Source organism: Streptomyces wuyuanensis, from assembly GCF_900103455.1.
Taxonomy (GTDB): Bacteria; Actinomycetota; Actinomycetes; order Streptomycetales; family Streptomycetaceae; genus Streptomyces; species Streptomyces wuyuanensis.
In genome coordinates, this window is record NZ_FNHI01000001.1 from 315,477 (window position 1) to 341,580 (window position 26,104).

Sequence of the window (26,104 nt, forward strand, 5' to 3'; positions counted from 1 at the left end):
GTGCGCGGGACGGTACGCGGCACGGCACGCGACGGCCCGGGACGGGACCGGCGGCCGGGCCCGAGCCGATGGCGTTCGATCCGGGGCGGTTTGAGAGAGTGGAGGCATGCTGCCCTCGTCAGAGCACCCCCAAGCCCGCAGCGGCCGGGTCGTCGTCATCGGCGGCGGGATCGCCGGCCTCGCGGCGGCGCACCGACTGGCAACGTCCGGGGCGCGGGTGACCCTGCTGGAGGCCACCGACCGGCTCGGCGGCAAGCTCAGGGCCGGAGAGATCGCCGGAGCCCCCGTCGACCTGGGCGCCGAGTCGATGCTCGCCCGCCGGCCCGAGGCGGTCGCCCTCGCGCGTGCCGTCGGGCTCGGCGACCGGCTGCGCGCCCCCGCCACCACCACGGCCTCCGTGTGGACCCGCGATGCCCTGCGTCCCATGCCCAAGGGCCATGTGATGGGCGTCCCCGGCAGCCCCGACGCGCTGTCCGGGCTGCTGTCCGCCGAGGGCATCGCCAGGATCGGGCGGGAGCGCGAACTGCCCCCCGCCGAACTGGGTGACGACGTCGCCGTCGGCGGATTCGTCGCCGAACGGCTCGGCCGCGAGGTCGTCGACCGGCTCGTCGAGCCGCTGCTCGGCGGCGTGTACGCGGGCGACGCCTACCGCATCTCCATGCGGGCCGCGGTCCCCGCCCTCTTCGACGCCGCCAGGGCCGCCGGCGGCAACCTGCTGGACGGCGTCCGCGAAGTGCAGCGCCGGGCCGCCGAGCGGCAGGACACCGGCCCCGTGTTCATGGGCCTCGACGGGGGCATCGGCACCTTCCCGCCCGCCGTCGCGGACGCCGTCCGGGCCGCCGGCGGGGAGATCCTCACCGGTACGCCCGTGCTGGGCCTCACCCACGGCACCGACGGCTGGCGGATCCGCACCGACGAGCGGGAGCTCACCGCGGACGGCATCGTCCTCGCCACCCCCGCCTGGTCGGCCTCCGCGCTGCTCGCCGACGCCGCCCCGGCCGCCGCCGCCGAGCTCGCACGGGTCGAGTACGCGTCGATGGCGCTGGTCACCCTCGCGTTCCGCAGCGCCGACACGGCCGCACTGCCCGCCGGCTCCGGCTTCCTCGTGCCGCCGGTGGACGGCCGCACGATCAAGGCGTCCACCTTCTCCGCGCAGAAGTGGGGCTGGGTCGCCGACAGCGCCCCGGGGCTCTTCCTGCTGCGCACCTCCGTCGGCCGCTACGGAGAGGAGGAACAGCTGGACCGCGAGGACGACGACCTCGTCGCGGCCTCCCTCAAGGACCTCAGCGAGGCCACCGGACTCTCCGCACGACCCGTCGCCACCGAGGTCACCCGCTGGATCGGCGGCCTGCCGCAGTACCCCGTCGGGCATCTCGACCGGGTCGCCCGCATCCGGGACGCCGTCGCCGCGCTCCCCGGGTTGCGGGTCTGCGGGGCGGCGTACGACGGCGTGGGCATCCCCGCCTGCATCGGCAGCGGCCGGCGTGCGGCGGACGAGATCGTCGCCACGGCCCCCCTGGTGCAGGGCACTGTCCGTGACGGGCGAGAATAGCCCTATGAGTGCGCCCGAAAAGATCCCGAACGCCGGCAAGAAGGCGAAGGACCTCAACGAGGTCATCCGCTACACCCTGTGGTCCGTCTTCAAGCTCCGGGACGTGCTGCCGCAGGACGCGGACCGCGCCGGGTACGCAGGCGAGGTCCAGGAGCTGTTCGACCAGCTCGCGGCCAAGGACGTCACCGTTCGCGGCACGTACGACCTGTCCGGCCTGCGCGCCGATGCCGACCTGATGATCTGGTGGCACGCCGAGACCGCGGACCAGCTCCAGGAGGCGTACAACCTCTTCCGCCGCACGCGCCTCGGCCGCGCGCTGGAGCCGGTGTGGTCGAACATGGCGCTGCACCGGCCCGCCGAGTTCAACAAGTCGCACATCCCGGCCTTCCTCGCCGACGAGACGCCGCGCAACTACGTCTCCGTGTACCCGTTCGTGCGCTCGTACGACTGGTACCTGCTCCCCGACGAGGACCGCCGCCGCATGCTGGCCGACCACGGCAAGATGGCCCGGGGCTACCCGGACGTGCGCGCCAACACGGTCGCCTCCTTCTCCCTCGGCGACTACGAGTGGCTGCTCGCCTTCGAGGCCGACGAGCTGTACCGGATCGTCGACCTGATGCGTCATCTGCGCGCCTCCGAGGCCCGGATGCACGTCCGCGAGGAGGTTCCCTTCTTCACCGGGCGCCGCAAGAGCGTCGCGGACCTGGTGGCCGGCCTGGCCTGACGGCCGCGGACGACCTGGAGGCGGGCCCCCGCACGGGCGGCCCGCCTCCCTTTGACCCGGAAGATCAGACAGCCGGCGGCAGCACGCGCTCGACCGCCCGCTGGTCCAGCGACACCGGGTCCGGCTGCGGGTGCGGCGCGCACGAAGCGCGCCGCACCGGCGTCCTGCCGGTCAGCAGGTACGCCTCCATGTGGCCGTTGACGCAGTCGTTGTCACCGCCGGAGATGCCGTGCGTCCCCGCGCCCCGCTCCGTCACCAGCACTGAACCCGCGAGGCGCTCCTGGAGCCTGAGGGCACCCGCGTACGGAGTCGCCGCGTCCCGCTCGGCCGCCAGGATCAGCAGCGGCGGCACGTCCCCCGGGCCCGTGCGCACGTCCACCGGTCGCTGCCGCGGCGGCTCCCAGTACGCGCACGGCAGGTTCATCCAGACATTGGCCCAGGTCTCGAACGGCGCCCGCCGCGCCAGCGCGGTGTTGTCCCGGTCCCACACCGCCCAGTCGGCGGGCCAGGGCGCGTCGTTGCACTGCACGGCCGTGTAGACCGCGTTGCCGTTCTCCTCCTCGGCCGCCGCGGATGCGCGGGGCTTCGCCTGCTTGACGAGCTGCCGCGGATCGCCCTTGAGGTACGCCGACAGTGCGAGGGCGCGGCGAGGCCAGTACAGGTCGTTGTAGACGGTCCGGGTGAAGGCGGACTGCAGTTGGCCCGGGCCGACCGTGCCGCCCGCCGGCTTCCTCGCCAGAAGGGCGCGCGCCCGGTCGTAACTCGCCTGTACCCGCTGGGGAGTCGAGCCGAGGCCGTACGTCGCGTGGTGCCGGGCGACCCAGGCCCGGAAGTCCGCCCACCGGTTCTCGAAGGCGAGCGACTGCTCCAGGTTGCTGCGGTACCAGACCTTCGCCGGGTCGGGGTCGACGGGGGAGTCGAGCACCATGCGCCGCACCCGTTCGGGGAACATCACCGCGTACAGCGCGCCGAGGTAGGTGCCGTAGGAGGCACCCAGGAAGGTGAGCTGCCGCTCGCCGAGCGCCGCCCTCAGCACCTCCAGATCACGGACGTTGTTGAGCGAGTTGTAGTGCCGCAGCGCAGGGCCGGCGTTGTGGGCGCAGCCTCGTGCGTACGCCCGCGCACGGGCGATGCCCTCCCGCTTCTCCGCCGCGGTGGGATGGACGGGGGAGGCGGTGGGTCCCTTGGTGAACTCCATCGGGTGCTCGCAGGAGATCGGCGCGGAACGGCCGACGCCGCGTGGTGCGTAGCCCACCATGTCGTACGCCTCCGCGATGCGCTTCCACGCGGGCTCCTTGGCGAGGGCGGGGAAGTACATGCCGGAACCGCCGGGGCCACCGGGGTTGTACAGGAGCGCGCCCTGACGTACCGCGGATCCGCCCGTCGCCTTCACCCGGCTGACGGCGAGATCGATCTGCCGGCCCCAGGGGTCGGCGTAGTCGAGCGGGACCCGGACCGCGGCGCACTCGACGGTCGGCGGCAGGTCCTCCTCGGCCGGGCAGGCGCCGAAGGTGATGCCGGCGGCAACGGCCCGAGCGGCGGCGACGACGGTCCCGCGGTCCTCCGGGGCGCCGTACGGGGGAGTTCCGGCGGCAGGGGCCGCCGCGAGGGCCGACAGGATCAGGGAGCCGGCGGCTCCGGCGGCTCCGTACAGGGCTGCTGTTCTCATCGCGTTCCCTTCGCACCACCGGTCGTGGCTCGAAGGTCACCAGAACACCGGACTTTGTAAAGGATCTTGTTCGGGTGTCGCGCTCAATGACCCTTTTGCGGCACGCGTAATGTTTCACACTTCAGACGTGACGTGATGCGACCTGACGTGATTCGGCGTGACGTGCTGTGCTGCGCCGTGGTCAGGCGCGGCGGGTCGGCCACCGGTCGTCGAGCACGGAGCGCAGGGCCGGGTCGTCGAGGGCGCGCACTCCGTTCACGGCGACGTCGGTGAGGAAGCCCGGTTCCCCGTCGGGCGGTCCGGATCCGTCGCGGCCGTCGACGAGCCCCCGCAGTCGCAGGCGGCCCGCCGGTGAGGCCCAGCGAGTGTACGGATGCACCTCGACCCGAGCTATCACCAGACATCCCAGGGTGAGCACGAGCGGCAGCGCGAACCAGACCGCGACCGTGCCGCGGGAACCTGGTTCATGGGGGAGCACCAGCAGGGCGACGGCCGCGAGTGCGACGGTGAACGCGGCCGCGGCCCGCACCGCGCGCATGGCGCCCGCCAGGCCCGACCTGATCGCCTCGGGAACGGCGAGACCGGAGACGACGAGCCGTTCGGACAGGGCGCGAACCGCCTCCGTGGACTCCGCGGCCCGCCTGGCCGTCGCTATCGGGGACTGGCCACCGGGGCCGATCGCGTCGATGAGCGAGCGCTCCAGATCGTCCTCGCCCTCAGGGTCGACGACGGTCACCCAGCCGGTGTGCGCCAGCAGCAGCCGCCGTGCGCGGTGCATCGAGACCAACGTCAGCGTGGTGACGCGGTGGGGACCGCCGGCGAGGAAGGCCGCCTCGTACAGGCTCAACTGGCGCTTCCCGTGCGGACCCCGGGCCTGATCGCCGGCCGTTCGGGTCTCGTCCTCCCGGTCGTGCACGGTGTCAGGCCCGTGACCGCCGTCGGCGGCCGCGGCCGCGGCGAGACACAGCCGGCCGCAGCTGATTCCGGCCGCGGCCCAGGCCGCAAGCAGGAGAATCACCCAGAGCATGGCCGTGTTCTACGCGACATCGCCCCCGGGCGCCACGGGAATTCCATGATGCGGACCGACCGGCACGGCCCCGGATCGACGGGCCCGGATGCGGATCGACCGTCACGGCCCGGCCCCGGCCCGGCCGTCACGGCCCCGATCGACCGGCACGGTCCCGGAGCGACGGGCCCGGCCCCGGACCGACCGGCCGGCCCGGGGCCGGGGGAGCGGCGTGCTCCTCGGCCTCCGCACCCCGCCCCGGGTCCGTGCGCATCACGTCGAACCGCCTCCGCAGCCGGACCCACCGCCCGAACCGCCTCCGCAGCCGGACCCACCGCCCGAACCGCCTCCGCAGCCGGACCCACCGCCCGAACCGCCCCCGCTCGATCCGCAGCCGCTGCTGCAACCGCCGCCCGAACCGCAGGAGTTGCCGCCCGCGCCCCCGCAGCCTCCACCTCCGGTCCCGCCCGGGTCGCTGCCGGAGGCCGCGCACCACACGGCGATGGGGACATACGCCGCGGTGTCGGCCGTACCGCTGCGGCGGTCGCCCGTGCCGCGGGAACCGGCCCGGGCGGGCTGCCCCGCGCGCACCAGCCGGGCCGCCGTGATCAACTGCCCCTGGAGCACGGGGTCGCGTACGGCGCGCAGCCCGCCGAACGCCACCAGATGGCCGGCGTCGGTGTGGTACGCGTGCGCCATCCGGTAGTCCGCGGCCGCGCGGCGTCCGGCCGCCGTGACGCGGTTGCGGGCCCGGGACGAGCACACCGTCGCGACGATCGCGCCCACGAAGCACGCGGGCAGCACCTTGACGACGAACGGGAACGGCATGTCGGCGAAGCCCTCGTGGAACGCGTACTGCACGAACGTCGTGACGAACGAGACCGGCAGCAGCACCAGGGACAGCACGAGTTGCCAGGTGGCCCAGGTCTTCCAGCGCCGGACGTCGCCGGGCGCGATCATCAGCCCGCGCGCGGCGAGCCCGTCACCGATCTCCTGTACGGCGGGATTGCGCATCACCGCGAGCCGGAGTTGGTCCAGGGCGCCGGTCGGCGCCCGTGTCAGCTCGTCCAGGACCGCGCGCTCGACATGGTCGCGGGCGACGGGACGCCGGACGGCGACGATGCCCGGCCCGCCGACCATCAGCCGGCCGTCGGTGACCATGGCGGTCAGCGCGGCGTCGACGGCCCTCGCGGGCCCGCCGTTGAGGAACGCCGCCTCCATGACGTCGTGCACCGGGCCGCCCGGGCCGCGGCGCGCCTTCGCCAGGCCCTTGACCAGAAGGATCGAGGAGACGCCCACGGCGAGGTACACGAGGACGGCGAATACGTTCAGCGGCATCCGAGGATCACCCCCTGACGAGAGCGGCACGCGCCGCGCGGACGAAGCGGGTGGTGCGGCCCGGCGGGCGGGGCGCCGCCCGGTCCTGCCACCAGTGGGTCAGCCTGCGGTGTGCGACCGGGTCCTCCGGCCGCCCCGCGACCAGCAGGTACTCGGCGAAGTCCAGCGCATCACGGCGGTAACCGTCGCGCATCGGGCGGGACTTGGCGTAGTCGAGGTAGGCGGCGCGGTAGCCGGTGCCCAGGATCTCCGGCAGTTCCGGCGCCACCTTGGCGACGACGTCGGCCCGCTTCGCGGCGAGCGCCCGGGTCTGCACCCTCAGCCGCCGGGCGTCGAATCCCTCCGGCGGGGGCGTCCCGGCGACCAGCGCGGACAGCAGCGCGGCCTGCGCGAGCCCGAGACGCTCCCGCGCGGGCGCGTTCGGGCCTGGACCGGCACCGTCACCCGGTCGCGGACCCGGTCCGGCATCCGGTAGGGGACCGTGAAGCGCACCCTCACGTGGACCTGAACCCGGGACCGGACCGGCGCTCGCTCCCTTACCCGTACCCGTACCCGTACCCGGACCGTGGGCCGCCGCGGACGGCGCGCCGTGGAGCGCCGGCTCGTGGGCCGTGTCCACTCCATCTTCCCTGTCCGCCCTGCCTGCCTCATCAGCCTCGTCCACGGACGCGGGCGGGGTGATCTGTGCCTGTGCGCGAGGGCTCCGCCGCGCGGGTGCGGCGAGGGTCGCGCGGATCGTCTCCAGTTCCGCCGCCAGCTCCCCCTCCGGCGGGAAGTCGTCGTCGCGCTCCAGCAGCACCCCGGGCGGGTCGGTGCGCGAGCGCAGTTCGGCGAGGATGTCGAGGACCGGGCGCGGCACGGGGTGGGCGTGGGTGTCGTGCCAGACACCGTCGCGCTCCAGGCCGCCGGCGACGTGCACGTACGCGATGGCCTCGACGGGCAGTTCGTCGAGGGCCCTGACCGGGTCCTCGCCCCGGTTGACGTGATTGGTGTGCAGATTGGCCACGTCGATCAGCAGCCGCACCCCGGTGCGTTCGACGAGTTCCGCCAGGAACCGGCCCTCCGTCATCTCCTCGCCGGGCCAGGAGACCAGGGCGGCGATGTTCTCCAGGGCGAGCGGCACCGGCAGGCTGTCCTGGGCGATGCGGACGTTCTCGCAGAGGACGTCCAGCGCGTCCCGGGTGCGCGGGACCGGGAGCAGATGCCCGGCCTCCAGCCGGGGCGAGGCGGTGAGCGTGCCGCCCGCGCGGACGAACGCGATGTGCTCGGTGACGAGCGGCGCCCCCAGCGCCTCGGCGCGTTCAGCCAGATCGGCCAGCCGTCGCGCGTCCGGCCGTTCGGCCCCGCCGAGTCCCAGCGAGACGCCGTGCGGGACGACCGTGACGCCCCGCTCCCTCAGCCGCCCGAGAGACTCGGGGAGATGACCGGGGCAGACGTTCTCCGCGACGACCTCGACCCAGTCGAGCCCGGGGAGCCGCTCCACGGCAGCGGCGATCTCCGGTCGCCATCCGATACCCGTTCCGAGCCTGTCGAGCTGCTTCATGGGTCCCCCTCCTCTGCGTGTGCAGGGGTCATGGCCCCGTGGGACCCTGCCCAATCCGGAGGAGGGGACGTTCAGAGCTTCATTTGAGGTTCCCGCCCCCGGGGGCCGGGGGAGCCCGGAGCCCGGGGGCGGGAACCCGGAGTCAGTTGCTCGCCCCCGGGGCCGGGCGGTTGGTGTTGACCGCCGTCGGCGGTCCCGGCTGGGTCGAGGGCCGCGAGGTGGTCTCGATCTGGTCCGGCGGCACGACCGGGGTCGGCGCCGGAGGCAGGTTCCCGTCCGGCGGCGGCGGGCCCGTGGGGCTGGCCGTGGCGCCGCCCGCGGCCTCGTTGGCGATGGCGTCGAAGTCGACCATGCCGGTGTTCTCCAGCATCGTGATGTGGTCGAGCACCGTCTGGTTCGCGTCGGACGCCAGCTGGCGGATCAGGGTGTTGCGCGTGGTGTGGCGGACCTGGGCGATGAGGGCGAAGACCTTGCCGTGCGCGTTGCGCAGCAGGTTCGCGAACTTGTACTCGTACTCGCGGCCGCTCGCCGCCGACAGCTCTCTCAGCCACCCCTGCTGCTGCTCGGTGGGCTGGTTCGGCAGCTCCACGCCGAGCTTCGCCGCCACGTCGCGGGAGCGCTGGTCGAGGTCGGTGTGGCCGACGATGAGGTGGTCGCCCGCGTCCTTGATCGCCTGGGTCGGGGCGCGCTCGATCGCCTGCTGCCCGGCGGGCAGCTCCCACAGGCCGGCGAGCCGCACCTTGACCAGGAAGTCGCGGTCGGTGGCCGACAGCGGACCCCACTGTGTCGCCACGGACGAGGCGTTCAGATTGGCCTGGCCTGTTCCGGACCGGTCGGCGTAGGACCATACGGGGAAAGCGAGCGCGCCCACTGTGGCGACCAAGGCCGCGATGATGAGAGCTGTCCCGTTGACGCGACGCAGCAAGTGTGCCTCCCGATCCGATGTGCGTACCGCCGAACCGCCGGCTACGGATCCGGCGGTTCGAACTGCTTGGCAGTACCGGGAGGTACGTATCGGGGAGCGGATCCGTTCAGCCCTGAACGGAAAGTTCTCAATCCCGTACGGGGTGATCGGCGACGACCGTCACGGAGCCCGGGGCGATCTCCGTGAAACCGGCATCCCGGACCGTCGGCAGGCCGCTCGCGGCGAGTTCGGCCCAGCGGCCGGCGGCGGCGGTCCGGACGGCCAGCGGGAACCCCGCCTCGCGCCAGGACGCGCGCTCCTCCTCGTCCATGTCCCACCAGAGGAGTTGCGCTCCATGTCCGACCTGGGCCATCTCCTTGCCCGTCGACATGCGCAGCTCCGGATTGAGCCAGATCAGGGCCCGGCCGGGGCCGACGTCGCCGGCCGGCCCTCCCGGCTGTCCCGGCTCTCCCGTCTCTCCGGAAACCTCGGTGCCTTCTTCGCCTTCGGTATCCGCGCCGTCCTCGGCCCCCTCGGGGTCCACGAGCTCCGTGCCGGAGACCTGAAGCTTCGACAGCTCCCTGGGCCAGCCGTCCAGCGGCACCGGCGGGAACACCCGCACCTCGGCGCCGCTCCCGGTCACCGTGATGCCGGGAAGCTCCGACGCCTTGCGCCACTCGGCGCCGCGGGCCCTGCGCACCACCTTGCGGATCCGGCCGTCCTGCCAGTCCCGTACGCGCCCGGCCCACTCGCCGTCCCCGGACGACCGTTCGTCGGACAGCATCACCACGACCGCGCGGGCGGCGGTCTCCAGCGCGTCGGTACGGGACGGCGGCGCGTTCTTCTCGATCCGGACCACGAGCGGCAGTACGAACTGGGGGGCCTCGTCGCGCGGTGTCGGCTCCTGGCGGAAGGGGCTGCCGGGGCCGCGGGTGGTGTCGGGGCCGCCGGTGCCGTAGGGACTGTCGGTGCTGTTCACCCATACAGTCTGCCAGCCGGCGGAGAGGGGGCCCGGGCAGTCTGCCGGCCGGCGGAGAGGGGCTCCGGGCAGTCTGCCGGCCGGTGGAGAGGGGCTCCGGGGCCCGGTCCTCCCGGCGCCCCGTCCCGGCCGGTCGTGCCTCGGGAGCGCCGACCAGGCTCCATGACATGGACGAGGACGCCGGGTGCTGCGCGCCCCGGACGCCGCGCCGCGGCCCGCCCCCGGGCAGCGGGACGGTGAGCCCTTCGCCGACTGCGTGCTGTGCGGGGAGCCGACGGAGTACCCCGAGTCCGTGAAGGGCGCCACGCTCTGCCCCGTCTGCGAATGGCAGGAAGCCCAGCGGACGGCCTGCTCCGGCTGAAGCGTGTCGCGAACGTAGCTCCGTTGGCCCTCCGCTCCCTTCCGGTCCCGCGACGCCGCCGGACCGGCGCCGGCGCGCTGCTCACACTCCTCTCCCGCCGTTCCCGGCCGTGCTCCGCCGGCACCTGGCCGCAGGTCTTCTGATGCTGCGTCAAGAAGATTTCTTTGCGGGGGCGATGAACGGACAGGGGTGCGGCGTCCGTATGAAGGGCCGGACGCGTCCCCCCTCCCGGTCCACGTCGGCGACCGGAGTCCGTACCCAGCAGGAGGCGAAGAGTTGAGTCACAGGCGTATACCCAAGCGGAAGGCGATTCTCGCCGGAGCCGGAGCGGTGGGCATCGCCGCAGCTGCCGTACTGCTGCCAAATGCCAACGCTTCGCAGTCGGGATCCGAGGACGACCGGATCGCTCCCAGAAAGATGAGCGCAGCCTCGGCCGCGGATCTCCTCCAGCAGCTGGGCAAGGAGCTCGGCGACTCCTACGGCGGCGCGTACTACGACGCGTCGAAGCAGCAGCTCGTCGTGAACGTCGTCGGCGACGACAACGATGTGAACATCGAGGTCAAGCGGGCCGGTGCGGTTGCCCGCAGTGTGCAGAACAGCTTCACCACCCTGAAGTCCGCCACCCGTTCGCTGTCGAAGGAGGCCGCGGTACCGGGCACGGCCTGGGCGATCGACCCCAGGAACAACCGGATCCTCGTCACGGCCGACCGCACGGTGACCGGCGACCGCTGGAACACGGTCGAGTCGGCCGTCGAGTCGCTGGGCGACGGAGTGGCCCGGATCCAGAAGTCGAAGGGCGAGTTCAAGCCCCTCCTGGAGGGCGGGGACGCCATCTTCGGCGGCGGTTCGCGCTGCTCGCTCGGCTTCAACGTCACGACCCAGGACGGACAGCCCGGGTTCCTGACGGCCGGCCACTGCACCGCTGCCTCCGACCAGTGGTCCGAGCAGCAGGGCGGCCAGCCCGTCGGCACCGCCCAGGAGTCCGTCTTCCCCGGTGAGGGCGACTTCGCGCTCGTGACGTACGACGACCCGAACACCGAGGCGCCGAGCGCCGTCGACCTGGGCAACGGACAGCTCCTGGGGATCCGGCAGGCGGCCGACGCGGCGGTCGGCCAGGAGGTCTTCCGCATGGGCAGCACCACCGGCCTCAACGGCGGTCAGGTGACCGGACTGAACGCGACCGTGAACTACCCCGAGGGCACCGTCAGCGGTCTCATCCAGACCAACGTCTGCGCCGAGCCCGGCGACAGCGGCGGTGCGCTGTTCACCCGCGACGGCAACGCGATCGGCCTCACGTCCGGCGGCAGCGGCGACTGCACCTCGGGCGGCGAGACCTTCTTCCAGCCGGTGACGACCGCGCTCGAGGCGGTCGGCGCACAGATCGGCTGACGCAAGGGCACCGGCCCGGCCGGGCGCGGTGGAGAGAACCGACCCGAACACGACGGGAGAGCGAGGGACGGGGCAGGGGCGCGGCCCCGGGCATCGGTGGATGCCCGGGGCCGCGCCCCCGCCCGCACCCCGAGCCGGGCCTCAGCCGTTCCCCAGCAGCAGCTTCCTGCTCGCCCCGATGTCGAAGCCGCCCTTCGGATACTGCGGGTCGAGCTCCTCCAAGTGTTCCAGCAGCAGCCTGCTGACCGCCCAGTTGCGGTACCACTTGCGGTCGGCGGGCACGACGAACCAGGGCGCCTCGGGGGGCGAGCAGCGCTCCAGCACCCGCTCGTACGCCTTCCGGTAGGCCGGCCACAGGACCCGCTCCTCGACGTCCCCCTGGTCGAACTTCCAGTGCTTGTCCGGGTTGTCGAGGCGCGCGAGCAGCCGGCGCCGCTGCTCGTCGTGGGAGATGTGGAGGAAGACCTTGACGATGGTGTAGCCGTCCTCCGTGAGGGCACGCTCGAAGCCGTTGATCTCGTCGTAGCGGCGGCGGATCCGTTCGCGCGGCACCAGGTCGCGCACCCGGGCGATCAGGACGTCCTCGTAGTGCGAGCGGTCGAAGATCCCGATGTCGCCGGAGCGCGGCAGCTCCCGGGTGATCCGCCAGAGGAAGTGGTGGTCCCGCTCCTCCGCGGTGGGGGCCTTGAACGCCTTGATCCGGCAGCCGGCGGGGTTGAAGTGGCCGATGACGTGCTTGACGGTGCCGCCCTTGCCGCTGGTATCCATGCCCTGGAGGATCAGCAGCAGCCTGCGCCGGTCGCCGGCCGTCGCCGCCGCGTACAGCCGCTCCTGCAGCTCCGCCAGGCGCTTCCCCGCCGCCGCGGCCGCCTCCAGGCCCGCGGCCTTGTCGCGCGGACCGGCCGGGACCCCGGCGGGGTCGTACGAGGAGAGGTCGACCCGCCCGCCCGCCGGGACGTGCAGCACGTCACGTAGCCGGCCGGGGAACCGGTCGGGGAACTCGTCCGAAACCGGTTCGGGAGGCAGGTCCGCGGGCGGGCCGGGGGTACGGTCGCCGCGTCCGCTCTTCGTGGTCATCCTCGTCGCCTCGCACTCTCTTCCGGCCGTCTCCGGCCACGGCCTCCCTGCCGGGCCGGTCTCGGCCCTCCGATCCTCCAACGGAACCGCCACCGGCGCGAGCGACGCGCGGTCCGACGGCGCGGTGGACGGAGCCCCGGACCGGCGTGCGGCGGACGGGGGTGCGGCGGACGGGGGCACGACGTACGGGGTGCGACGGCGGCGGGCGCCCGGAAGGGGTTCCGGGCGCCCGCCGGCGGCGGCACTTCGGGACCGTGCGGTGCCGGGCCCACCGCCGGGGTTCGGCGCCAACAGCCCGGCGCCGCAGGGGAGTGCGGCGCGGCGGGCTTCAGCGCCAGGGGCCGGTCACGGCGAACGTCGTACCGGGCGTGTAGCAGTTGACGTACATCGTCCCGCCGTCGGGTGAGAACGTGACGCCCGCGAACTCGCCCCACTCGGGCTCCTCCGGGGCGCCGATGTCCTGGCGGTTGCGCGCCATGGCGTACACCTCGCCCCGCTTGGTCACCCCGTAGACGTGCTGGGCGCCGTTGCCGTCCTCCGCCACCATCAGCCCGCCGCCCGGGGCGAGGCAGATGTTGTCCGGGGACTCGCCGGGCAACTGCACGTCGGTCGCCGGACCGAAGACGATCACCAAGGTCAGCCGGCGCCGCTGCGGTTCGTACCGCCACACCTGCCCGAAGTGGTCCGCCGCCGAGCCCTCGGCGCTGCGGGCGAAACTGGAGACGAAGTAGACGGACGAGCCGCCCCAGTAGCAGCCCTCCAGCTTCTGGGCGTGGGTGATGCCCTTCGGCCCGAAGTCCTGCAGCCGGATGGGCGTCTGACGTGCCTGCGGATCGGGTACGGGAACCCATTCGACGCCGTCGAAGCAGGCGCCGGTCTCCTGGATCGCGGACAGGTCGGGCAGTCCCGGTACCCGCATCGCCTCCAGCCGTCCGCCGGCCCGCAGCGAGCCCGTGCCGCCGAGCGGCTTCTCCGGCAGGAAGCGGTAGAAGAGCCCGAACGGCCGCTCGAAGGCGTCCTCCGTCTCGTAGACGATCCCGCTGCGCGGATCGACCGCGATCGCCTCGTGCTGGAAGCGGCCCATGGCGGTCAGCGGTACGGCGCCGCTGCGCCGCGGATCGGCGCCGTCCACCTCGAAGATGAAGCCGTGGTCCTTGGTGTAGCCGTTGGTGCCGGCCTTGTCCTCGGTCTCCTCGCAGGTGAGCCAGGTGCCCCAGGGCGTGGGCCCGCCCGCGCAGTTGACGGCGGTGCCCGCGATGGCGACGCGCTCGTCCAGGACGTTGTTGCGGCCGTCGAGGGTCAGCGTCGTGCAGCCGCCCTTGGCCGCCGGGTCGTAGGTGAGGCCGTCGACGACGGGGACGCCGATGCGGCCGTTGTGCCGGTTCTCGTGGTTGCGTACGAGATGGACCCGGCCCCGGCGTCCGGGCAGTGCGGTCATGCCGTCGTGGTTGCTGGGCACGGGACCCTCGCCGGAGCGCAGCGGCTCGCCCTCACGGGAGAGCACCCGATAGCGGAAACCTTTCGGCAGGTCGAGGAGGCCCCGCGGGTCGGGGACGAGAGGGCCGTATCCGGAGTGGCCGCGGGCGGCGGCGGTGCCTGCGAACAGCTCGGAGAAGGCTCCGGTGAAGGCGATTCCGGCGACTGCTGCGCCGGTGCCGGCGAGGACCTGACGCCGTGTCGCGGAGGCGGGGCCGGGGACCCCGGGCGGTTCGGAGACCCCGCCCCCGGCGTTTCCCTGTACTTCCTGTGTGCGTTCTGCGGTCATGAGGCAACTCCCTGTTGGCGGACAGAGATGTGACCCGCATGTGTGTACCAGGCGTGTGGTCACGCGTGAAGCATGCGGGTCACGGTGCCTCGTGGGACGCGGGCTGTTGCGTGAGCAACGAGAGGCGTCGCGCGAGCGGCGAGGCGGGTTACGCGAGCTTCGCCGTCAGCGTGATCGTCGTGCCCGAAAGCGCCTGGCTCACCGGGCAGTTCTTCTTGGCCTCCTCGGCGGCGGCCTGGAAGCCCTCCTGGTCGAGACCGGGAACCTGGCCCTCGACGGTCAGGTGGATGCCCGTGATGCCCTCGCCAGGCTGGAAGGTGACGTCGGCCTTGGTCTCCAGCCTGGTGGGCGGCGTGCCGGCGCCCGCGAGGCCGTGGGAGAGCGCCATGGAGAAGCAGCTGGAGTGGGCGCCGGCGATCAGCTCCTCCGGGCTGGTCTTGCCGTTCGCCTGCTCGGCGCGCGACGGCCAGGAGACGGGGAAGTCGCCGATGCCGGAGGAGTCGAAGGTGACGACGCCCGAGCCGGAGAGCAGGTCGCCGTCCCAGACGGTGTGGGCCTGGCGAGTGGTGGCCATGATGGATCCCTTCCCAAGGCATTCGATGAATCGGTTCCAACCGGGCCCAACCTACTGGAACCTACTGTTCGACGAGGCCCTTGGCGTCCCGCGCCAGTGCCGTGAGCCGGGAGATCGCACGGAAGTACTTCTTGCGGTACCCGCCCTTCAGCATCTCCTCGCTGAACAGCCGGTCGAAGGGGAGGCCGGAGGCCAGGACCGGCACCTCGCGGTCGTAGAGCCGGTCCGCGAGCACGACGAGCCGCAGTGCGGTCGACTGGTCCGGCACCGGACGGACGTCCGTGAGGCAGACCGCGCGCACGCCGTCCGTCAGCGCGCCGTAGCGGCTGGGGTGCACCCGCGCGAGATGCTCCAGCAGTTGCGGGAAGTGGTCCAGCGAGGCGCCCTCGGTGGCGTGCGCGGCCCGGGTGACCTGCTCGTCCAGGAACGGCGCGGGCGCCTCGGGCAGGCCGCGGTGGCGGTAGTCCTCGCCGTCGATCCGCAGCGGCCGGAAGTGCGCGGACAGTCCCTGGATCTCGCGGAGGAAGTCGGCGGCGGCGAAGCGGCCCTCGCCGAGCTTGCCGGGCAGGGTGTTGGAGGTCGCCGCGAGCGCGACGCCGGCCTCGACGAGCCTGCCGAGCAGGGTCGACACGAGCACGGTGTCGCCGGGGTCGTCCAGCTCGAACTCGTCGATGCACAGGAGCCGGTGGCCGCTCAGGGTCTGCACGGTCTGCTGGAAGCCGAGCGCGCCGACCAGGTTCGTCAGCTCGACGAAGGTGCCGAACGCCTTGAGCGCCGGCTCGGCGGGCGTGGCGTGCCACAGGGAGGCGAGGAGGTGGGTCTTGCCGACGCCGTAGCCGCCGTCCAGATAGACGCCCCGCGGTGCGGTGGGCGCGGCGGGCTTCTTCGAGAACCAGCGGCGCCTGCCGCTGCCGGTGGCGTGCGCACCGCCCAGCCCCGCCGCGAACGAGCTCAGCACGGTGACCGCCTCGGTCTGGCTGGGCTGGTTCGGATCGGGGACGTACGTCTTGAAGCGCACCGAGTCGAAGCGCGGCGGCGGCACCATCTCCGCGACCAGACGGTCGGCGGGGACACGGGGCTCACGGGCGCACAGCGAGAGCGGGACGGCTTCGGTTATGGGGGTGGTCGACACAACCACCCACTCTACTGAGTCCGCACGGAGCGCCGCCGCGCACGTCAGGGGCCCCCGCGCGGGGAGGGCCCGGCGCCGGGCGGCTCCCCGTGGCCAGGGCGCCGGGTCCCCGCGGCTGCGGCGTGGGGAGCCCCTGCGTACGCGACCGGTCCGCTCGCGAAACTGGAGCGCCCGTATGCGTCCGCACCCCGTCGGCCGCGGTGCCCGCCGCCCGTCGTCCCCGGATGTCCGCCGCCCCCGCCCTCGGCGTTCCGCCGCCCCCGGATGCCGGGACGTCCACGGCGCTCCGCCGTCTCCGTAGGCCGTCCCGTGCCCGTGCGGCCGTCCGTGCCCGTGCGACGGGGCAGCGGTGCGTGCGTGGGTGGCGCCGGTACGTGACCGGGACGCCGCCGCACCGTGCCGTCGCCGCCCGCCGGGCCTGAGGCGTCGGCCCCGGCACGCGTGTGCGCGGGCCGTGCCAGACTGCTCGGTATGCGACGTCTGTTCCCCCTGCCCGACCCGAACGACCCCGCCGGCGCCCGTGCCGCGACCGACCGCGAGTGGGGGCTGGACGAGCTGGCCGACGCCTACGCCTATCCGGCCACGGAGGGCCCCTGGCTGCGGGCCAACATGGTCTCGTCGCTCGACGGGGCCGCACAGCACGACGGGAAGTCGCAGCCGCTGTCGTCCGACTCGGACATGCGGATCTTCGGCACTCTGAGGGGGCTGGCGGACGCGGTCGTCGTCGGCGCGCAGACCGTCCGGCAGGAGGGCTACCGCCCGGCCCGTGCCCGGGACGCGTTCGCCGAGCGCCGTGCGGCCGCCGGTCAGGGCCCCGCCCCCGCCATCGCGGTGGTCAGCGCGAGCCTCGACCTCGACTTCTCCCTCCCCCTCTTCACCTCGCCGCTCGTGCCGACGCTGGTCCTCACCGGCGCCGCCGCGCCGCCGGCGCGGGTCGCCGCAGCGCAGAAGGCCGGGGCCGAGGTCCTCGTCGCCGGGGACGGGACGGGCGTCGACCCGGCCCGGGCCGTCGAGGCGCTGGCCGGACGCGGCCTCCGGCGGCTGCTCACGGAAGGAGGGCCGAGGCTCCTGGGTCAATTCGTCGGATCCGGGGTACTCGACGAGCTGTGCCTGACGGTGTCGCCGACGCTCACCTCCGGCACCGCCCAGCGGATCGCGTACGGAACCGACCGGGCGGTGCCGGAGCGTTTCGCGCTGGCGTCCCTGCTGGAGGAGGCCGGGTTCCTTTTCACCCGATACCGTCGGACCTGACATTCGTGGCAGGTTATGCACCGGTTTGCCAAGGCTGGGCACACTACTCGCAGACCCCGTACGGACACGGGGAAGGACGGTTCCGGCAGAAGGGCTCCTGACGTGTTCACAAGCGTATTGATGATCGAGAAGCCCCTCACGGCGACCGACGTGGAATTCGTCACGACGCTGCACGGGGACGAGCCCGTGTCGTTCATCCTGCTCATGCAGCCGCGCGGCGACCAGGCCGATCTGCTGCTGCGCGCCATCGACGACGTGGCCATGGGCGAGCTCAAGGAAGCCGTCCGCGAGGGCGAGGAGCCGGAGGGCGAGAAGGCCCGGCAGCCGGCGGAGCTCGCCCTCGTGCACTCCCTGAACGTCCTGCGGGCCGCCGGGGCCGAGGCCGTCGGCCAGGTCGTCGAGGACCATCCGCTCGACAAGATGAAGGCCGTCGTCGAGGAGGCCGGCGCCGACGAGGTGATCGTCCTGACCGCCCCCCACTACGTCGAGGAGTTCTTCCACCGGGACTGGGCGTCCCGGGCCCGGCACAAGGTCGGCGTACCGGTGCTCAAGCTCTTCGCACACAGCGAATAGGCTGGGCATCTCGTACGACGTCACACCCTGGGAGACACGCGCATGGCATCCGGCATCCCCAACGCCATGGAACGGCCGCACTTCATCGGCATCGGCGGCGCCGGAATGTCCGGGATCGCCAAGATCCTCGCCCAGCGGGGCGCCAAGGTCGCGGGCAGTGACGCCAAGGAGTCAGCGACCGCCGACGCCCTGCGGGCCCTCGGGGCGACCGTGCACATCGGGCACGCCGCCGAGCACCTCGCGGACGACGCGTCCTGCGTCGTCGTCTCCAGTGCCATCCGTGCCGACAACCCCGAGCTGGCACGGGCCGCCGAGCTCGGCGTACCGGTCGTCCACCGCTCCGACGCCCTCGCGGCGCTGATGCGCACCTCGCGCACCATCGCGGTGGCCGGTACGCACGGCAAGACCACGACGACGTCGATGCTGGCCGTGGCCCTGACGGAGCTGGGCCTCGACCCCTCGTACGCCATCGGCGGAGACCTCGCCGGGCCCGGCACGAACGCCCGGCACGGCGACGGCGACCTGTTCGTCGCCGAGGCCGACGAGAGCGACCGCAGCTTCCAGAAGTACGACCCGGACGTCGCGATCGTCCTCAACGTGGAGCTCGACCACCACGCCAACTACGCCTCCATGGAAGAGATCTACGAGTCCTTCGAGGCGTTCGTCGCCAAGATCCCGGCAGGCGGGACGCTGGTCGTCGGCGAGCACGCGGGAGCCCGTGAGCTGGCCGCCCGCGTCTCCGGCCGCCCGGACCTCACCGTCGTCACCGTCGGTGAGGACGAGGGCGCCGACGTCCGGATCCGCTCGATCACGCCCCACGGCATGACCAGCGAGGTCACGGTCGTCCTCCCGGACGCCGCCGGGGAGATCACCTTCACCGTCTCCGTCCCCGGACGCCACTACGCCCACAACGCCGCCGCCGCTCTCGCCGCCGGCGTCCGCCTGGGCCTGGACCCGGCCGGGCTGGCCCACGCCCTCACCGCCTACACCGGCGTGGGCCGCCGCCTCCAGCTCAAGGGCGAGGCAAAGGGGGTCCAGGTCATCGACTCGTACGCGCACCACCCCACCGAGATGACCGCCGACCTGGAAGCCATGCGCGCCGCGGCGGGCGACCGGCGGCTGCTCGTCGTCTTCCAGCCGCACCTGTTCTCCCGCACCCAGGAACTCGGCACCGAGATGGGCCAGGCCCTTGCGCTCGCCGACGCCTCCGTGGTGCTCGACATCTACCCGGCGCGCGAGGACCCCATCCCGGGGGTCACCAGCGCGATGATCACCGACGCGGCGCAGGCGGCGGGCGCCCGGGTGACGGCCGTCCACGACAAGGCGAGCGTCCCCGACGTGGTCGCGGGAATGGCCGCACCGGGGGATCTGGTTCTCACCATGGGGGCCGGCGATGTGACGGACCTCGGTCCGCGGATCCTGGCCCGTCTGTCGGACTGAGGCCCTCCGGGGCCCATGTGGTGAAGGAGACCGATCATGGCCTACGACGTCGAGAAGCCGGACGAGCAGTGGCGAGCGGAGCTGAGCCCCGCGGAGTACGCCGTGCTCCGGCAGGCCGGGACCGAGCCCGCCTTCACCGGTGAGTACACGGACACCAAGACCAAGGGTGTGTACTCCTGCCGGGCGTGCGGCGCGGAGCTTTTCACCTCCGGTGAGAAGTTCGAGTCGCACTGCGGCTGGCCGTCCTTCTTCGACCCGAAGGACTCGGACGCGGTGGAACTGCTGGACGACCGGTCGTACGGCATGGTTCGCACCGAGGTCCGATGTGCGCGCTGCGGCTCGCACCTCGGGCACGTCTTCGAGGGCGAGGGCTACCCGACGCCCACGGACCAGCGCTACTGCATCAACTCGATCTCGCTGAGGCTGGAGCCGGCCGAGGACGCGTGATCACGGCGTGATCCATCGGGGCGACCCGATGTGTCGAGGGCCCGGAGGCGTGACGCCTCCGGGCCCTTCGTCCGTCCGGGAGGGAGTCCGTCCGGGAGGGGGAGGGCGCGGTGCGGCCCGGGCGGCCGGAGGCGGGAGGCGTGGTCCGCGTCACAGGCCGGTCCCACGGTCGCGATGGGGTCCTGCGGTCACCGGCCGTCCCGTCCCGTCGTCACCTCCCGTGGTCACCGGCCGTCACGCGGTCGCCACGGGTACGCCCTCGCAGCGGCACGCCTGCCCGGTACTTGACCGCGTCGCGTCGTAGCCGAGACCGTCCCGGACGGTCTCGGCGAGCAGGGAGCTCTCGTCGAACGGGTCGAAGTCGGTGAGACCGATCCGGTCGCCCCAGACGGCCCGGGTCGTGCCACGGTCGGCCACGCGCCGGAGGTTCAGCGTCACGTCCAGCCCGTGACCGAGCAGACGCTCCAGTTCCCGGTCGAGCAGCGTGCCCGGAGCGGCGTCGAGCAGCAGGACCCGGGCCCGTTCCATGCGATGCCCCCTCAACTCCCCTTGCCGCAGGGTTTCACGTAGCGGGCACCGCGCATCGGGCGGCCCGCGCGCTCGCCCGGCGGGCGGATATTCGGTGGAGGCCACGCCGATGTGCTGCCAGGGTGTCGCACATGCTGCCGGACCATGCCGAGCGGCTCCTGAGGGAGCTGCACGCCTCTCTCGGGCTCCGCAAGCGTCCCGAGGACGTCGCCCAGCTGATCCAGGACCTCTTCCGCGCGCGGAACACGGAGCCCGACCCCGCCACCGCCGCGGCCCTGGACAAGGCCACCGAACATTCGCTGCACAGGCTGTGGCACGGCTACACCTCCATGCTGGAGGACTTCGCCCGGCCGGTCGGGGCGCAGCGCCAACTCGCCCGAGCCTCGGCCCTGTTCACGAACGTGGCGGACCTCGCCCCGGAGGCCGGCGACGATCCGGCCGAGATCGAGTCGGTGATCCGCCGGGCCGGTGACGAGATCCGCCGCGCCTACGGCGACAACGACTTCGGCATGGACCGGCTGAACCGGGCCGAGCGCGCAGAGGCCGGCATCGGGGAGATCTCCAAGCGCCAGTACAACAAGCGCTTCCGGCTGCTGCGGAGGATGGAGGCCAAGCTCGCCAGGGTCTTTCACGAGCAGCGCCGTCGTGCGGTCACGATCACCGGCAAGGGCGCGCTCGCGCACACCCTGCCGTACGAGACGTTCGCCGCTGACCCCGACACCGCCGCGTTCGTCGCCTATCTCACCGCCCGCGCCCACATGCGCAGCATCTTCACCGACGGCACGCAGCGGCGCCCGTACGACGACGTCGCCGACGCCCTGTTCCAGCGGCTGAGGTCGGAACCCGCGCGGACGAACTGGTACGCGGTCGCGCACGCGCATCCCACGGCCGAGGTGCTCGGGCACGTCTCCGACGGGGACCTCGCCCGCCTGCTGGTGCGCTGGAACCGGTTCCTGCGCGACGTGGCCGAGCTGCTGGAGGCCGCCTGGAACCGCTCCCGGCTGGAACGGGACACCATGATCGTGCGGTCGGGGAACGACTCGTCGACGTGGAACCAGGCCGCGCAGGCCTGGGGCACCGCCCGGACGCACTGGTTCGCGCTCCTCACCGAACTCGGCGAGGAGCGGATCCTGGACCGGGTCTGCCCCGGCAAGGTGCCCCGCCTGATGGCAGCGGACGTGGCCTACTGGCACCGCAGGAGCGGCGGCGGACTGCACCCCGACACCCTTGTCTGGGCCGAACTGCCGCTTCCCTGGGAGGTCCTGCGGGGCGAGGCAGAGTGCCCGCGCTCGCTGGTCGAGGAGGTCTGCGCGCGCCACAGGGTCGATCCGGTGGCGGGCGGCTGGACCGCGCAGCGGCCCGCCCCGCAGGCCGTCCGCTTCAGCCGCACCCCGGAACTGGTGCACGGCGTCGCCGTCGGCGATCCGCTGATGGCGAGCGCGCTGCGGTCCGCGGGGGTGTTCTCGGGCAAGGGCAAGCACGCCGCCGCCCTGGAGTGGCTGTGACCGGACGCTGAGCGCCAGTGACGGGACGCTGAGCGCCCGTGATCGGCCCGGTACGGCCCGACGGGCCCGGTGGCGTCGCGCCGAGGGCGCCGGAGCCGTCTCTGCGCGCAGCGCGCCCGGCCACCGCGAGCCGCCGCAGGCCGTCCGAAATGGAGTTGCCCACGGACACCCCGGCGGACGAGGATCGGGCGCGGCGGCGAGGAAGCTCTGCGGAGGAGCGCCCGGCTCGATCTCCGGGTGGACGTAGGTTCGAATCCTGCCCTTGCCGCCGCTCTTCTTTCCCCGGGGCGGCGCCCGTGCGCGGACATGCACCCGGCTGCGGCCCCGGCGGAATCGCCCGGGGCCGGTTCCGGGTTCAGACCCCGTGCCGCGCGGTCCCCTCGTGCCGCGCGGTCCCCTCGTGCCGCGCGGTCCCCGCGTCCAGCGCGGCGCAGAGCCAGTCGTGGGCGGAGCCCGGATTCGGCTCGGGTGGGCTCCCCGGTGCGGTGGCCAGATCGGCCGTGAGCTGCCAGTACAGGTCGATACGGGGGTCCGCGGCCAGTTGCCGGCCGAGGAGCCGGCGGAAGTCCGGGGTGTCCCGGGTGCCGCGGGAGACGGCGTAGGCGGAGACGAAGGAGTCCAGGGCCTCGCCCGCCCGCGGGGGTCGCCCCGCCCGCAGCTCGGCCGAGGCCAGCGCGTACGCCTCGCCGAGACCGTCGTAGAGCACGGCGGGACGGTAGCCCCGGTCGGGCAGGTGCACCGCGGGCTGCGGCCGGACGGAGCCGGAGCAGTTCCCGGACACCAGCGCGTGCAGCCGCGCGAAGGCCCACACCTGCGCGGGCGTCGGGTCGTCGGGGATCTGGGGAACCGCCTGGTCGAGGAAGGCGGAGACCACCCGGGCGGGCAGCCGCGGCGGCAGCCAGTACCGCCAGAACCGTGCCATCGAGGCGGTACTGGGCGGGACGGTCACGGCGCCGATCAGCCGGAGCCGTTCGGCGCGTTCGCCGGCGTCGCAGTCGCGCAGCAGCCGGAGCGACGCCTCCCGCCAGCGCATGGCGGCCAGTTGGGAGCCCAGCACCTGCAACCGGTCGCCGATCGCGCTCTCCAGGGCGTCGCCCAGCGCCTCGTCGCCGTGGTCCAGGACCCGGCCGACCTCGGGCACCGGCAGATCGAGCCCGCGCAGTGAGCGGATCAGCCGGAGCCGGTCCAGTGCTTCGGGGCCGTACCGGCGGTGCCCGCCCGCGCTGCGGCCCGATTCGGGCAGCAGGCCGCGGTCCGAATAGAAGCGGACCGTCTTGACGGTGACGCCCGCACGCTCGGCGAGCTCTCCGATCGTCCATGTGCCGTCGGGCGACAAGGCTCGAGCCTCCCTCGGGTTGAACCTCCCTCAGGGGGAGTTCCTACGGTACCCGGACCGGACCGGCCCACGGGGGCCGGCCGTGCGGAACGTGCCCTGGCCGAGGAGGCGTTGATGACGGAGTTCGTGCTGGTGTCGGGCGGTCACACCGGAGGATGGATCTGGCGCGAGGTGGCCGCCGGGCTGCGGGGGGCTGGGGCCGGAGCGCACCCGGCGACCCTGACGGGACTGGGGGACCGCCGTCATCTCGCCGGCCCCGGAACGGACATGGACACCCACGTCGAGGACCTGGTGCAGCTCATCGACCACGTCGACGCGCCGGAGGCCGTCCTCGTCGGTCACTGCTACGGCATCTACCCGGTGCTCGGTGCCGCCGGCCGGCGCCCCGACCGGGTCGCCCGGATCGTGTACGTGGACGCGCCCCTGCCCCGCGACGGCCTCTCCCTGCTGGACCAGGTCCGCGAACAGATGCCGGAAGGGCCCGTCCGTGACCGGATGCTGGGGCAGCCCGCCCGGGCCGAGGGCGGCTGGCGCGTGCCCGCGCCCACGCCGGAGGAGTGGCGGCAGTGGGGGAACCTCGCGGGTGTCTCCGAAGAGGCCCTCGCCCGGCTGGCGCACCTCGCCGCACCCCAGCCGGTGCGCACGCTCACCCAGCCGGTCCGGTTCACGGACGTGGTGGACGAGCTGCCCATGACGGGCGTCTTCTGCACGGTCGGCGGCACGATGGACATCGCCGGGGTCCAGGCCCTGGTGGCGACGGGCAACCCGCTCTTCCGGCAGCTCGCCGAGCCGCGGTGGGGATTCTTCGAACTCGCCACCGGCCACTGGCCGATGCTGTCCGCGCCGGACGAACTCGCGACGGTACTGCTGCGCGCCGCCGCGGGCGAGGGACACCGGGTGGCGAGGGCCGAAGGCGTCCGCGAAGGTGCGCCCACGGGGTGATGCCACGGTGCGGTGGGCGCCCTCGCGGGCCGCTCCGCGGCACGATGGGCCGTGTCCCGGCCTCTGCGAACCGCGGGTGTTCCGGGGGTCTCGGGGTTTCCGGGAATCTCGCGGGTCGTGGGGGTCTCGGGGGTTTCCGGGAGTCTCGCGGGTCCCTCGAATCTCGGGAGTCCCGGGAACGGCGGGTGCCCGGGGAGTCTCAGATGTCCCGGGAGTCTCAGGTGTCCCGGGAACTCTGGTGTCCCGGGGCGTGCCCACACAAGGAGTCCGTGCGTGCGCGAAATCGCGATCATCGAGGCACCGTCTGTGCTCGGCCTGCGGCCGTCCGGCGTGCAGGACCTGCCGACGGCCCTCCTCGACGCCGGGCTTCTCGACCAACCCGGGGCGGTACGGGGCGGCCGCCTGGAGGCCCCGCCGTACGACCCCGAGCGGGACCCCGGCACCGGAGTCCTCAACCCCGGCGCCATCGCGAGCTATTCCGTCGTGCTCGCCGACACGGTCGGCGACATCCTCGACCGAGGGGCGTTCCCGCTGGTCCTCGGAGGCGACTGCAGCATCCTGCTCGGCAATCTCCTCGCCCTGCGCCGCCGCGGACGCCACGGCCTGCTCTTCCTGGACGGCCACACCGACTTCTACCAGCCGTCGGCCGAGCCGCTCGGCGAGGCGGCCTCCATGGACCTCGCCCTGGTCACGGGCCGCGGCCCCCGTCTCCTCACCGACCTGGAGGGCAGTGGGCCGCTGGTGCGGGACGAGGACGTCGTGGCGTTCGGCTTCCGCGACTCCGCCGAATCCGCGGAGGCCGGTATGCAGCCGCTCCCGCCTGAGCTGCACGCGGTCGACCTCGACGCCGTACGCGCGGCGGGTGCCGAAGCCGCGGCCCGCGACGCGGTCGCCCGGCTCACCGGCCGCGCGAGCGCCGGATACTGGGTCCACCTGGACGTCGACGTCCTGGACGACGCGGTCATGCCGGCCGTCGACTACCGCCGGCCCGGCGGACTGACCTGGTCGGAACTGGAGAGCGTGCTGCGGACCGCGCTGGCCGACGAGCGGGCCGCCGGCCTCGACGTCACGATCTTCAACCCACGGCTCGACCCGGACGGCGGCATCGCGGCCCGCCTCACGGAGTGCCTGCGTCACGGCCTGTCGGCGCTGACCGGAAGGGGCGACCCGGGCAGGACGAGTGGCGAGGCCCCGGCCTGAACGTAGGTCCGGCCCACCCGCCGTGAGGCCCTGTCAGCGGTGCCGCCGGTGAAGGAACGCCGTCCGGGCACCCGGCGGGGACGCCTGCGGACGATCTCCATGGACAGGGTGCTCGGAACGGCGTATGTTCCGCGAGCGGTCGCTGACCTGGGCGAGCGCTCGTGTTCCCGTGGGGGGTTCTTCTCGTGTCCGTCGATTCCGTCAGCGCCGCACCGACCGGCCGGACGGGTGTGCGTTCGCTCAGAGGGCTCGGTGTCGCCGTCGTCCTGCTCCTCGGCCTGGTGATCGCGGCGGACGTCTTCGCCGTCGTCGCCGGAGCGAGGATGTACGCCTTCTGGGGTGCGGAGCCCGTCGACTTCGAGGTGTACTCCGAGTGGGAACGGCTCTACCGCTGGTCCGATGTGGCCACGATGAGCACCTTCGTGGCCTGTGGCGTCGTCTTCATCCTCTGGTTCCGCCGCGCGCGGATCAACGCCGAGGTCTTCGCTCCGGACGGGCACAGTCTCGTGCGCGGCTGGGCGGTGTGGGGCTGGCTCGTGCCGGTCGTGAACCTGTGGATCCCGCGCCGGGTCGCCCTCGACATCTGGTCGGCGAGCACCACGGGCGCCCACCTCGGCCAGGCGCCCCGGCAGTCGAGCGGACTCGTCAATGCCTGGTGGACGCTCTGGGTCGTGAGCACCGTCCCCACGGCCCTGGCGACATGGAGCCACGCCAAGGCCGAGGGGCCGGCCGAAACGCGGCAGGCGGTGGCCCTGACGCTGCTCTCCGTGCTGCTCGACATCGCGGCCGCGGTGCTGGCCGTCCGCGTCGTCCGGCGTCTTACGGCCATGCAGCACCGCAAGGCGCTGGAGGCCACGCCGGTGCCTTAG

24 protein-coding genes and 1 tRNA gene are annotated in these 26,104 nt (G+C 73.3%); 13 read left to right on the plus strand and 12 right to left on the minus strand.

Features of this window, described 5'->3' with window-relative positions; translation table 11 throughout:
* Positions 1 to 106 precede the first annotated feature (106 nt).
* Positions 107 to 1,552: a protoporphyrinogen oxidase gene (hemG, locus tag BLT82_RS01260; protein ID WP_093651880.1), complete on the plus strand. Its 1,446-nt coding sequence runs from the start codon at positions 107 to 109 to the stop codon at positions 1,550 to 1,552.
* A gap of 4 nt (positions 1,553 to 1,556) precedes the next feature.
* Positions 1,557 to 2,276 (plus strand): hydrogen peroxide-dependent heme synthase, encoded by a 720-nt coding sequence (hemQ, locus tag BLT82_RS01265; RefSeq protein ID WP_093651881.1) that lies wholly within the window; start codon positions 1,557 to 1,559, stop codon positions 2,274 to 2,276.
* 64 nt (positions 2,277 to 2,340) lie between these two features.
* Here the strand turns inward: hemQ and BLT82_RS01270 are convergent, their stop codons facing one another.
* From BLT82_RS01270 to BLT82_RS01295, 6 genes are all read right to left on the minus strand, one after another.
* Entirely contained in the window at positions 2,341 to 3,945 is a 1,605-nt protein-coding gene (locus BLT82_RS01270; RefSeq protein WP_093651882.1) for an alpha/beta hydrolase, read from the minus strand.
* A 181-nt stretch (positions 3,946 to 4,126) separates the two neighbouring features.
* Positions 4,127 to 4,972 carry a TIGR04222 domain-containing membrane protein gene (locus BLT82_RS01275; protein WP_093651883.1) on the minus strand — a complete coding sequence of 282 codons (846 nt, stop codon included), beginning with the start codon at positions 4,970 to 4,972 and terminating at the stop codon, positions 4,127 to 4,129.
* 252 nt (positions 4,973 to 5,224) lie between these two features.
* Positions 5,225 to 6,289, minus strand: coding sequence for a TIGR04222 domain-containing membrane protein (locus tag BLT82_RS01280; protein ID WP_093651884.1), 1,065 nt, complete (start codon positions 6,287 to 6,289; stop codon positions 5,225 to 5,227).
* A gap of 7 nt (positions 6,290 to 6,296) precedes the next feature.
* A complete protein-coding gene (locus BLT82_RS01285; protein ID WP_093651885.1) occupies positions 6,297 to 7,832 on the minus strand; it encodes an MbnB/TglH/ChrH family RiPP precursor modification enzyme in 1,536 nt (511 codons plus the stop codon).
* A gap of 142 nt (positions 7,833 to 7,974) precedes the next feature.
* Complete coding sequence (locus BLT82_RS01290) at positions 7,975 to 8,754, minus strand: DUF4142 domain-containing protein (protein ID WP_208867668.1); 780 nt, start codon at positions 8,752 to 8,754, stop codon at positions 7,975 to 7,977.
* Positions 8,755 to 8,884: 130 nt separating this feature from the next.
* Positions 8,885 to 9,715 (minus strand): peptidyl-tRNA hydrolase, encoded by an 831-nt coding sequence (locus BLT82_RS01295; protein WP_093651887.1) that lies wholly within the window; start codon positions 9,713 to 9,715, stop codon positions 8,885 to 8,887.
* 184 nt (positions 9,716 to 9,899) lie between these two features.
* On the opposite strand from BLT82_RS01295, the gene BLT82_RS37010 reads away from it, so the two are divergent.
* Both BLT82_RS37010 and BLT82_RS01300 read left to right on the plus strand, forming a co-directional pair.
* On the plus strand, positions 9,900 to 10,076 hold the full coding sequence (locus tag BLT82_RS37010; RefSeq protein ID WP_167745933.1) for a hypothetical protein: 177 nt from the start codon (positions 9,900 to 9,902) through the stop codon (positions 10,074 to 10,076).
* Between the two features lie 417 nt (positions 10,077 to 10,493).
* Positions 10,494 to 11,465, plus strand: a complete 972-nt coding sequence (locus BLT82_RS01300) for a S1 family peptidase (protein WP_455431869.1) — start codon at positions 10,494 to 10,496, stop codon at positions 11,463 to 11,465.
* Between the two features lie 141 nt (positions 11,466 to 11,606).
* On the opposite strand, the gene BLT82_RS01305 is transcribed toward BLT82_RS01300, so the two are convergent.
* The 4 genes from BLT82_RS01305 to zapE form a co-directional block, all read right to left on the minus strand.
* Positions 11,607 to 12,542, minus strand: a complete 936-nt coding sequence (locus BLT82_RS01305) for a PPK2 family polyphosphate kinase (RefSeq protein ID WP_093651889.1) — start codon at positions 12,540 to 12,542, stop codon at positions 11,607 to 11,609.
* Between the two features lie 328 nt (positions 12,543 to 12,870).
* Complete coding sequence (locus BLT82_RS01310) at positions 12,871 to 14,307, minus strand: alkaline phosphatase PhoX (RefSeq protein ID WP_093651890.1); 1,437 nt, start codon at positions 14,305 to 14,307, stop codon at positions 12,871 to 12,873.
* 148 nt (positions 14,308 to 14,455) lie between these two features.
* Positions 14,456 to 14,881: an OsmC family protein gene (locus BLT82_RS01315; RefSeq protein WP_093651891.1), complete on the minus strand. Its 426-nt coding sequence runs from the start codon at positions 14,879 to 14,881 to the stop codon at positions 14,456 to 14,458.
* 61 nt (positions 14,882 to 14,942) lie between these two features.
* Complete coding sequence (zapE, locus tag BLT82_RS01320; RefSeq protein WP_404202510.1) at positions 14,943 to 16,019, minus strand: cell division protein ZapE; 1,077 nt, start codon at positions 16,017 to 16,019, stop codon at positions 14,943 to 14,945.
* A 465-nt stretch (positions 16,020 to 16,484) separates the two neighbouring features.
* Between zapE and BLT82_RS01325 the strand changes: the two genes are divergently transcribed.
* The 4 genes from BLT82_RS01325 to msrB all read left to right on the plus strand — a co-directional run bounded on the left by BLT82_RS01325 (position 16,485) and on the right by msrB (position 19,724).
* On the plus strand, positions 16,485 to 17,264 hold the full coding sequence (locus BLT82_RS01325; RefSeq protein ID WP_208867634.1) for a pyrimidine reductase family protein: 780 nt from the start codon (positions 16,485 to 16,487) through the stop codon (positions 17,262 to 17,264).
* Between the two features lie 102 nt (positions 17,265 to 17,366).
* Positions 17,367 to 17,837: an indole-3-glycerol phosphate synthase gene (locus BLT82_RS01330; protein WP_093651893.1), complete on the plus strand. Its 471-nt coding sequence runs from the start codon at positions 17,367 to 17,369 to the stop codon at positions 17,835 to 17,837.
* Positions 17,838 to 17,879: 42 nt separating this feature from the next.
* Positions 17,880 to 19,277: a UDP-N-acetylmuramate--L-alanine ligase gene (gene murC, locus BLT82_RS01335; protein ID WP_093651894.1), complete on the plus strand. Its 1,398-nt coding sequence runs from the start codon at positions 17,880 to 17,882 to the stop codon at positions 19,275 to 19,277.
* 36 nt (positions 19,278 to 19,313) lie between these two features.
* Complete coding sequence (gene msrB / locus BLT82_RS01340; RefSeq protein WP_093651895.1) at positions 19,314 to 19,724, plus strand: peptide-methionine (R)-S-oxide reductase MsrB; 411 nt, start codon at positions 19,314 to 19,316, stop codon at positions 19,722 to 19,724.
* 234 nt (positions 19,725 to 19,958) lie between these two features.
* On the opposite strand, the gene BLT82_RS01345 is transcribed toward msrB, so the two are convergent.
* A complete protein-coding gene (locus BLT82_RS01345) occupies positions 19,959 to 20,252 on the minus strand; it encodes a hypothetical protein (RefSeq protein ID WP_208867635.1) in 294 nt (97 codons plus the stop codon).
* 131 nt (positions 20,253 to 20,383) lie between these two features.
* On the opposite strand from BLT82_RS01345, the gene BLT82_RS01350 reads away from it, so the two are divergent.
* Both BLT82_RS01350 and BLT82_RS01355 read left to right on the plus strand, forming a co-directional pair.
* Complete coding sequence (locus tag BLT82_RS01350; protein ID WP_093651896.1) at positions 20,384 to 21,757, plus strand: hypothetical protein; 1,374 nt, start codon at positions 20,384 to 20,386, stop codon at positions 21,755 to 21,757.
* A 195-nt stretch (positions 21,758 to 21,952) separates the two neighbouring features.
* Positions 21,953 to 22,025, plus strand: a tRNA-Ser gene (locus BLT82_RS01355).
* An 87-nt stretch (positions 22,026 to 22,112) separates the two neighbouring features.
* Here BLT82_RS01355 and BLT82_RS01360 read toward each other — a convergent pair.
* Positions 22,113 to 23,093, minus strand: coding sequence for a MerR family transcriptional regulator (locus BLT82_RS01360; protein ID WP_093651897.1), 981 nt, complete (start codon positions 23,091 to 23,093; stop codon positions 22,113 to 22,115).
* 114 nt (positions 23,094 to 23,207) lie between these two features.
* On the opposite strand from BLT82_RS01360, the gene BLT82_RS01365 reads away from it, so the two are divergent.
* The 3 genes from BLT82_RS01365 (at position 23,208) to BLT82_RS01375 (ending at position 26,104) form a co-directional block, all read left to right on the plus strand.
* The gene (locus BLT82_RS01365) at positions 23,208 to 24,035 is read left to right on the plus strand and encodes an alpha/beta fold hydrolase (RefSeq protein ID WP_093651898.1); all 828 of its coding nucleotides are present in this window, start codon (positions 23,208 to 23,210) and stop codon (positions 24,033 to 24,035) included.
* A 273-nt stretch (positions 24,036 to 24,308) separates the two neighbouring features.
* Positions 24,309 to 25,235: an arginase family protein gene (locus BLT82_RS01370; RefSeq protein WP_093651899.1), complete on the plus strand. Its 927-nt coding sequence runs from the start codon at positions 24,309 to 24,311 to the stop codon at positions 25,233 to 25,235.
* A 185-nt stretch (positions 25,236 to 25,420) separates the two neighbouring features.
* Positions 25,421 to 26,104, plus strand: a complete 684-nt coding sequence (locus tag BLT82_RS01375) for a DUF4328 domain-containing protein (protein ID WP_093651900.1) — start codon at positions 25,421 to 25,423, stop codon at positions 26,102 to 26,104.

Excerpts from the sequence above, each read along its gene's own strand:
- BLT82_RS01280 (WP_093651884.1), bottom strand. The coding sequence starts at position 6,289 with ATGCCGCTGAACGTATTCGCCGTCCTCGTGTACCTCGCCGTGGGCGTC.
- BLT82_RS01305 (WP_093651889.1), bottom strand. The coding sequence starts at position 12,542 with ATGACCACGAAGAGCGGACGCGGCGACCGTACCCCCGGCCCGCCCGCG.
- BLT82_RS01285 (WP_093651885.1), bottom strand. The coding sequence starts at position 7,832 with ATGAAGCAGCTCGACAGGCTCGGAACGGGTATCGGATGGCGACCGGAG.
- msrB (WP_093651895.1), top strand. The coding sequence starts at position 19,314 with ATGGCCTACGACGTCGAGAAGCCGGACGAGCAGTGGCGAGCGGAGCTG.
- BLT82_RS01275 (WP_093651883.1), bottom strand. The coding sequence starts at position 4,972 with ATGCTCTGGGTGATTCTCCTGCTTGCGGCCTGGGCCGCGGCCGGAATC.
- BLT82_RS01270 (WP_093651882.1), bottom strand. The coding sequence starts at position 3,945 with ATGAGAACAGCAGCCCTGTACGGAGCCGCCGGAGCCGCCGGCTCCCTG.
- BLT82_RS01315 (WP_093651891.1), bottom strand. The coding sequence starts at position 14,881 with ATGGCCACCACTCGCCAGGCCCACACCGTCTGGGACGGCGACCTGCTC.
- BLT82_RS01345 (WP_208867635.1), bottom strand. The coding sequence starts at position 20,252 with ATGGAACGGGCCCGGGTCCTGCTGCTCGACGCCGCTCCGGGCACGCTG.
- hemQ (WP_093651881.1), top strand. The coding sequence starts at position 1,557 with ATGAGTGCGCCCGAAAAGATCCCGAACGCCGGCAAGAAGGCGAAGGAC.
- murC (WP_093651894.1), top strand. The coding sequence starts at position 17,880 with ATGGCATCCGGCATCCCCAACGCCATGGAACGGCCGCACTTCATCGGC.
- BLT82_RS01325 (WP_208867634.1), top strand. The coding sequence starts at position 16,485 with ATGCGACGTCTGTTCCCCCTGCCCGACCCGAACGACCCCGCCGGCGCC.
- BLT82_RS01310 (WP_093651890.1), bottom strand. The coding sequence starts at position 14,307 with ATGACCGCAGAACGCACACAGGAAGTACAGGGAAACGCCGGGGGCGGG.
- BLT82_RS01300 (WP_455431869.1), top strand. The coding sequence starts at position 10,494 with ATGAGCGCAGCCTCGGCCGCGGATCTCCTCCAGCAGCTGGGCAAGGAG.
- BLT82_RS01350 (WP_093651896.1), top strand. The coding sequence starts at position 20,384 with ATGCTGCCGGACCATGCCGAGCGGCTCCTGAGGGAGCTGCACGCCTCT.
- BLT82_RS01365 (WP_093651898.1), top strand. The coding sequence starts at position 23,208 with ATGACGGAGTTCGTGCTGGTGTCGGGCGGTCACACCGGAGGATGGATC.
- hemG (WP_093651880.1), top strand. The coding sequence starts at position 107 with ATGCTGCCCTCGTCAGAGCACCCCCAAGCCCGCAGCGGCCGGGTCGTC.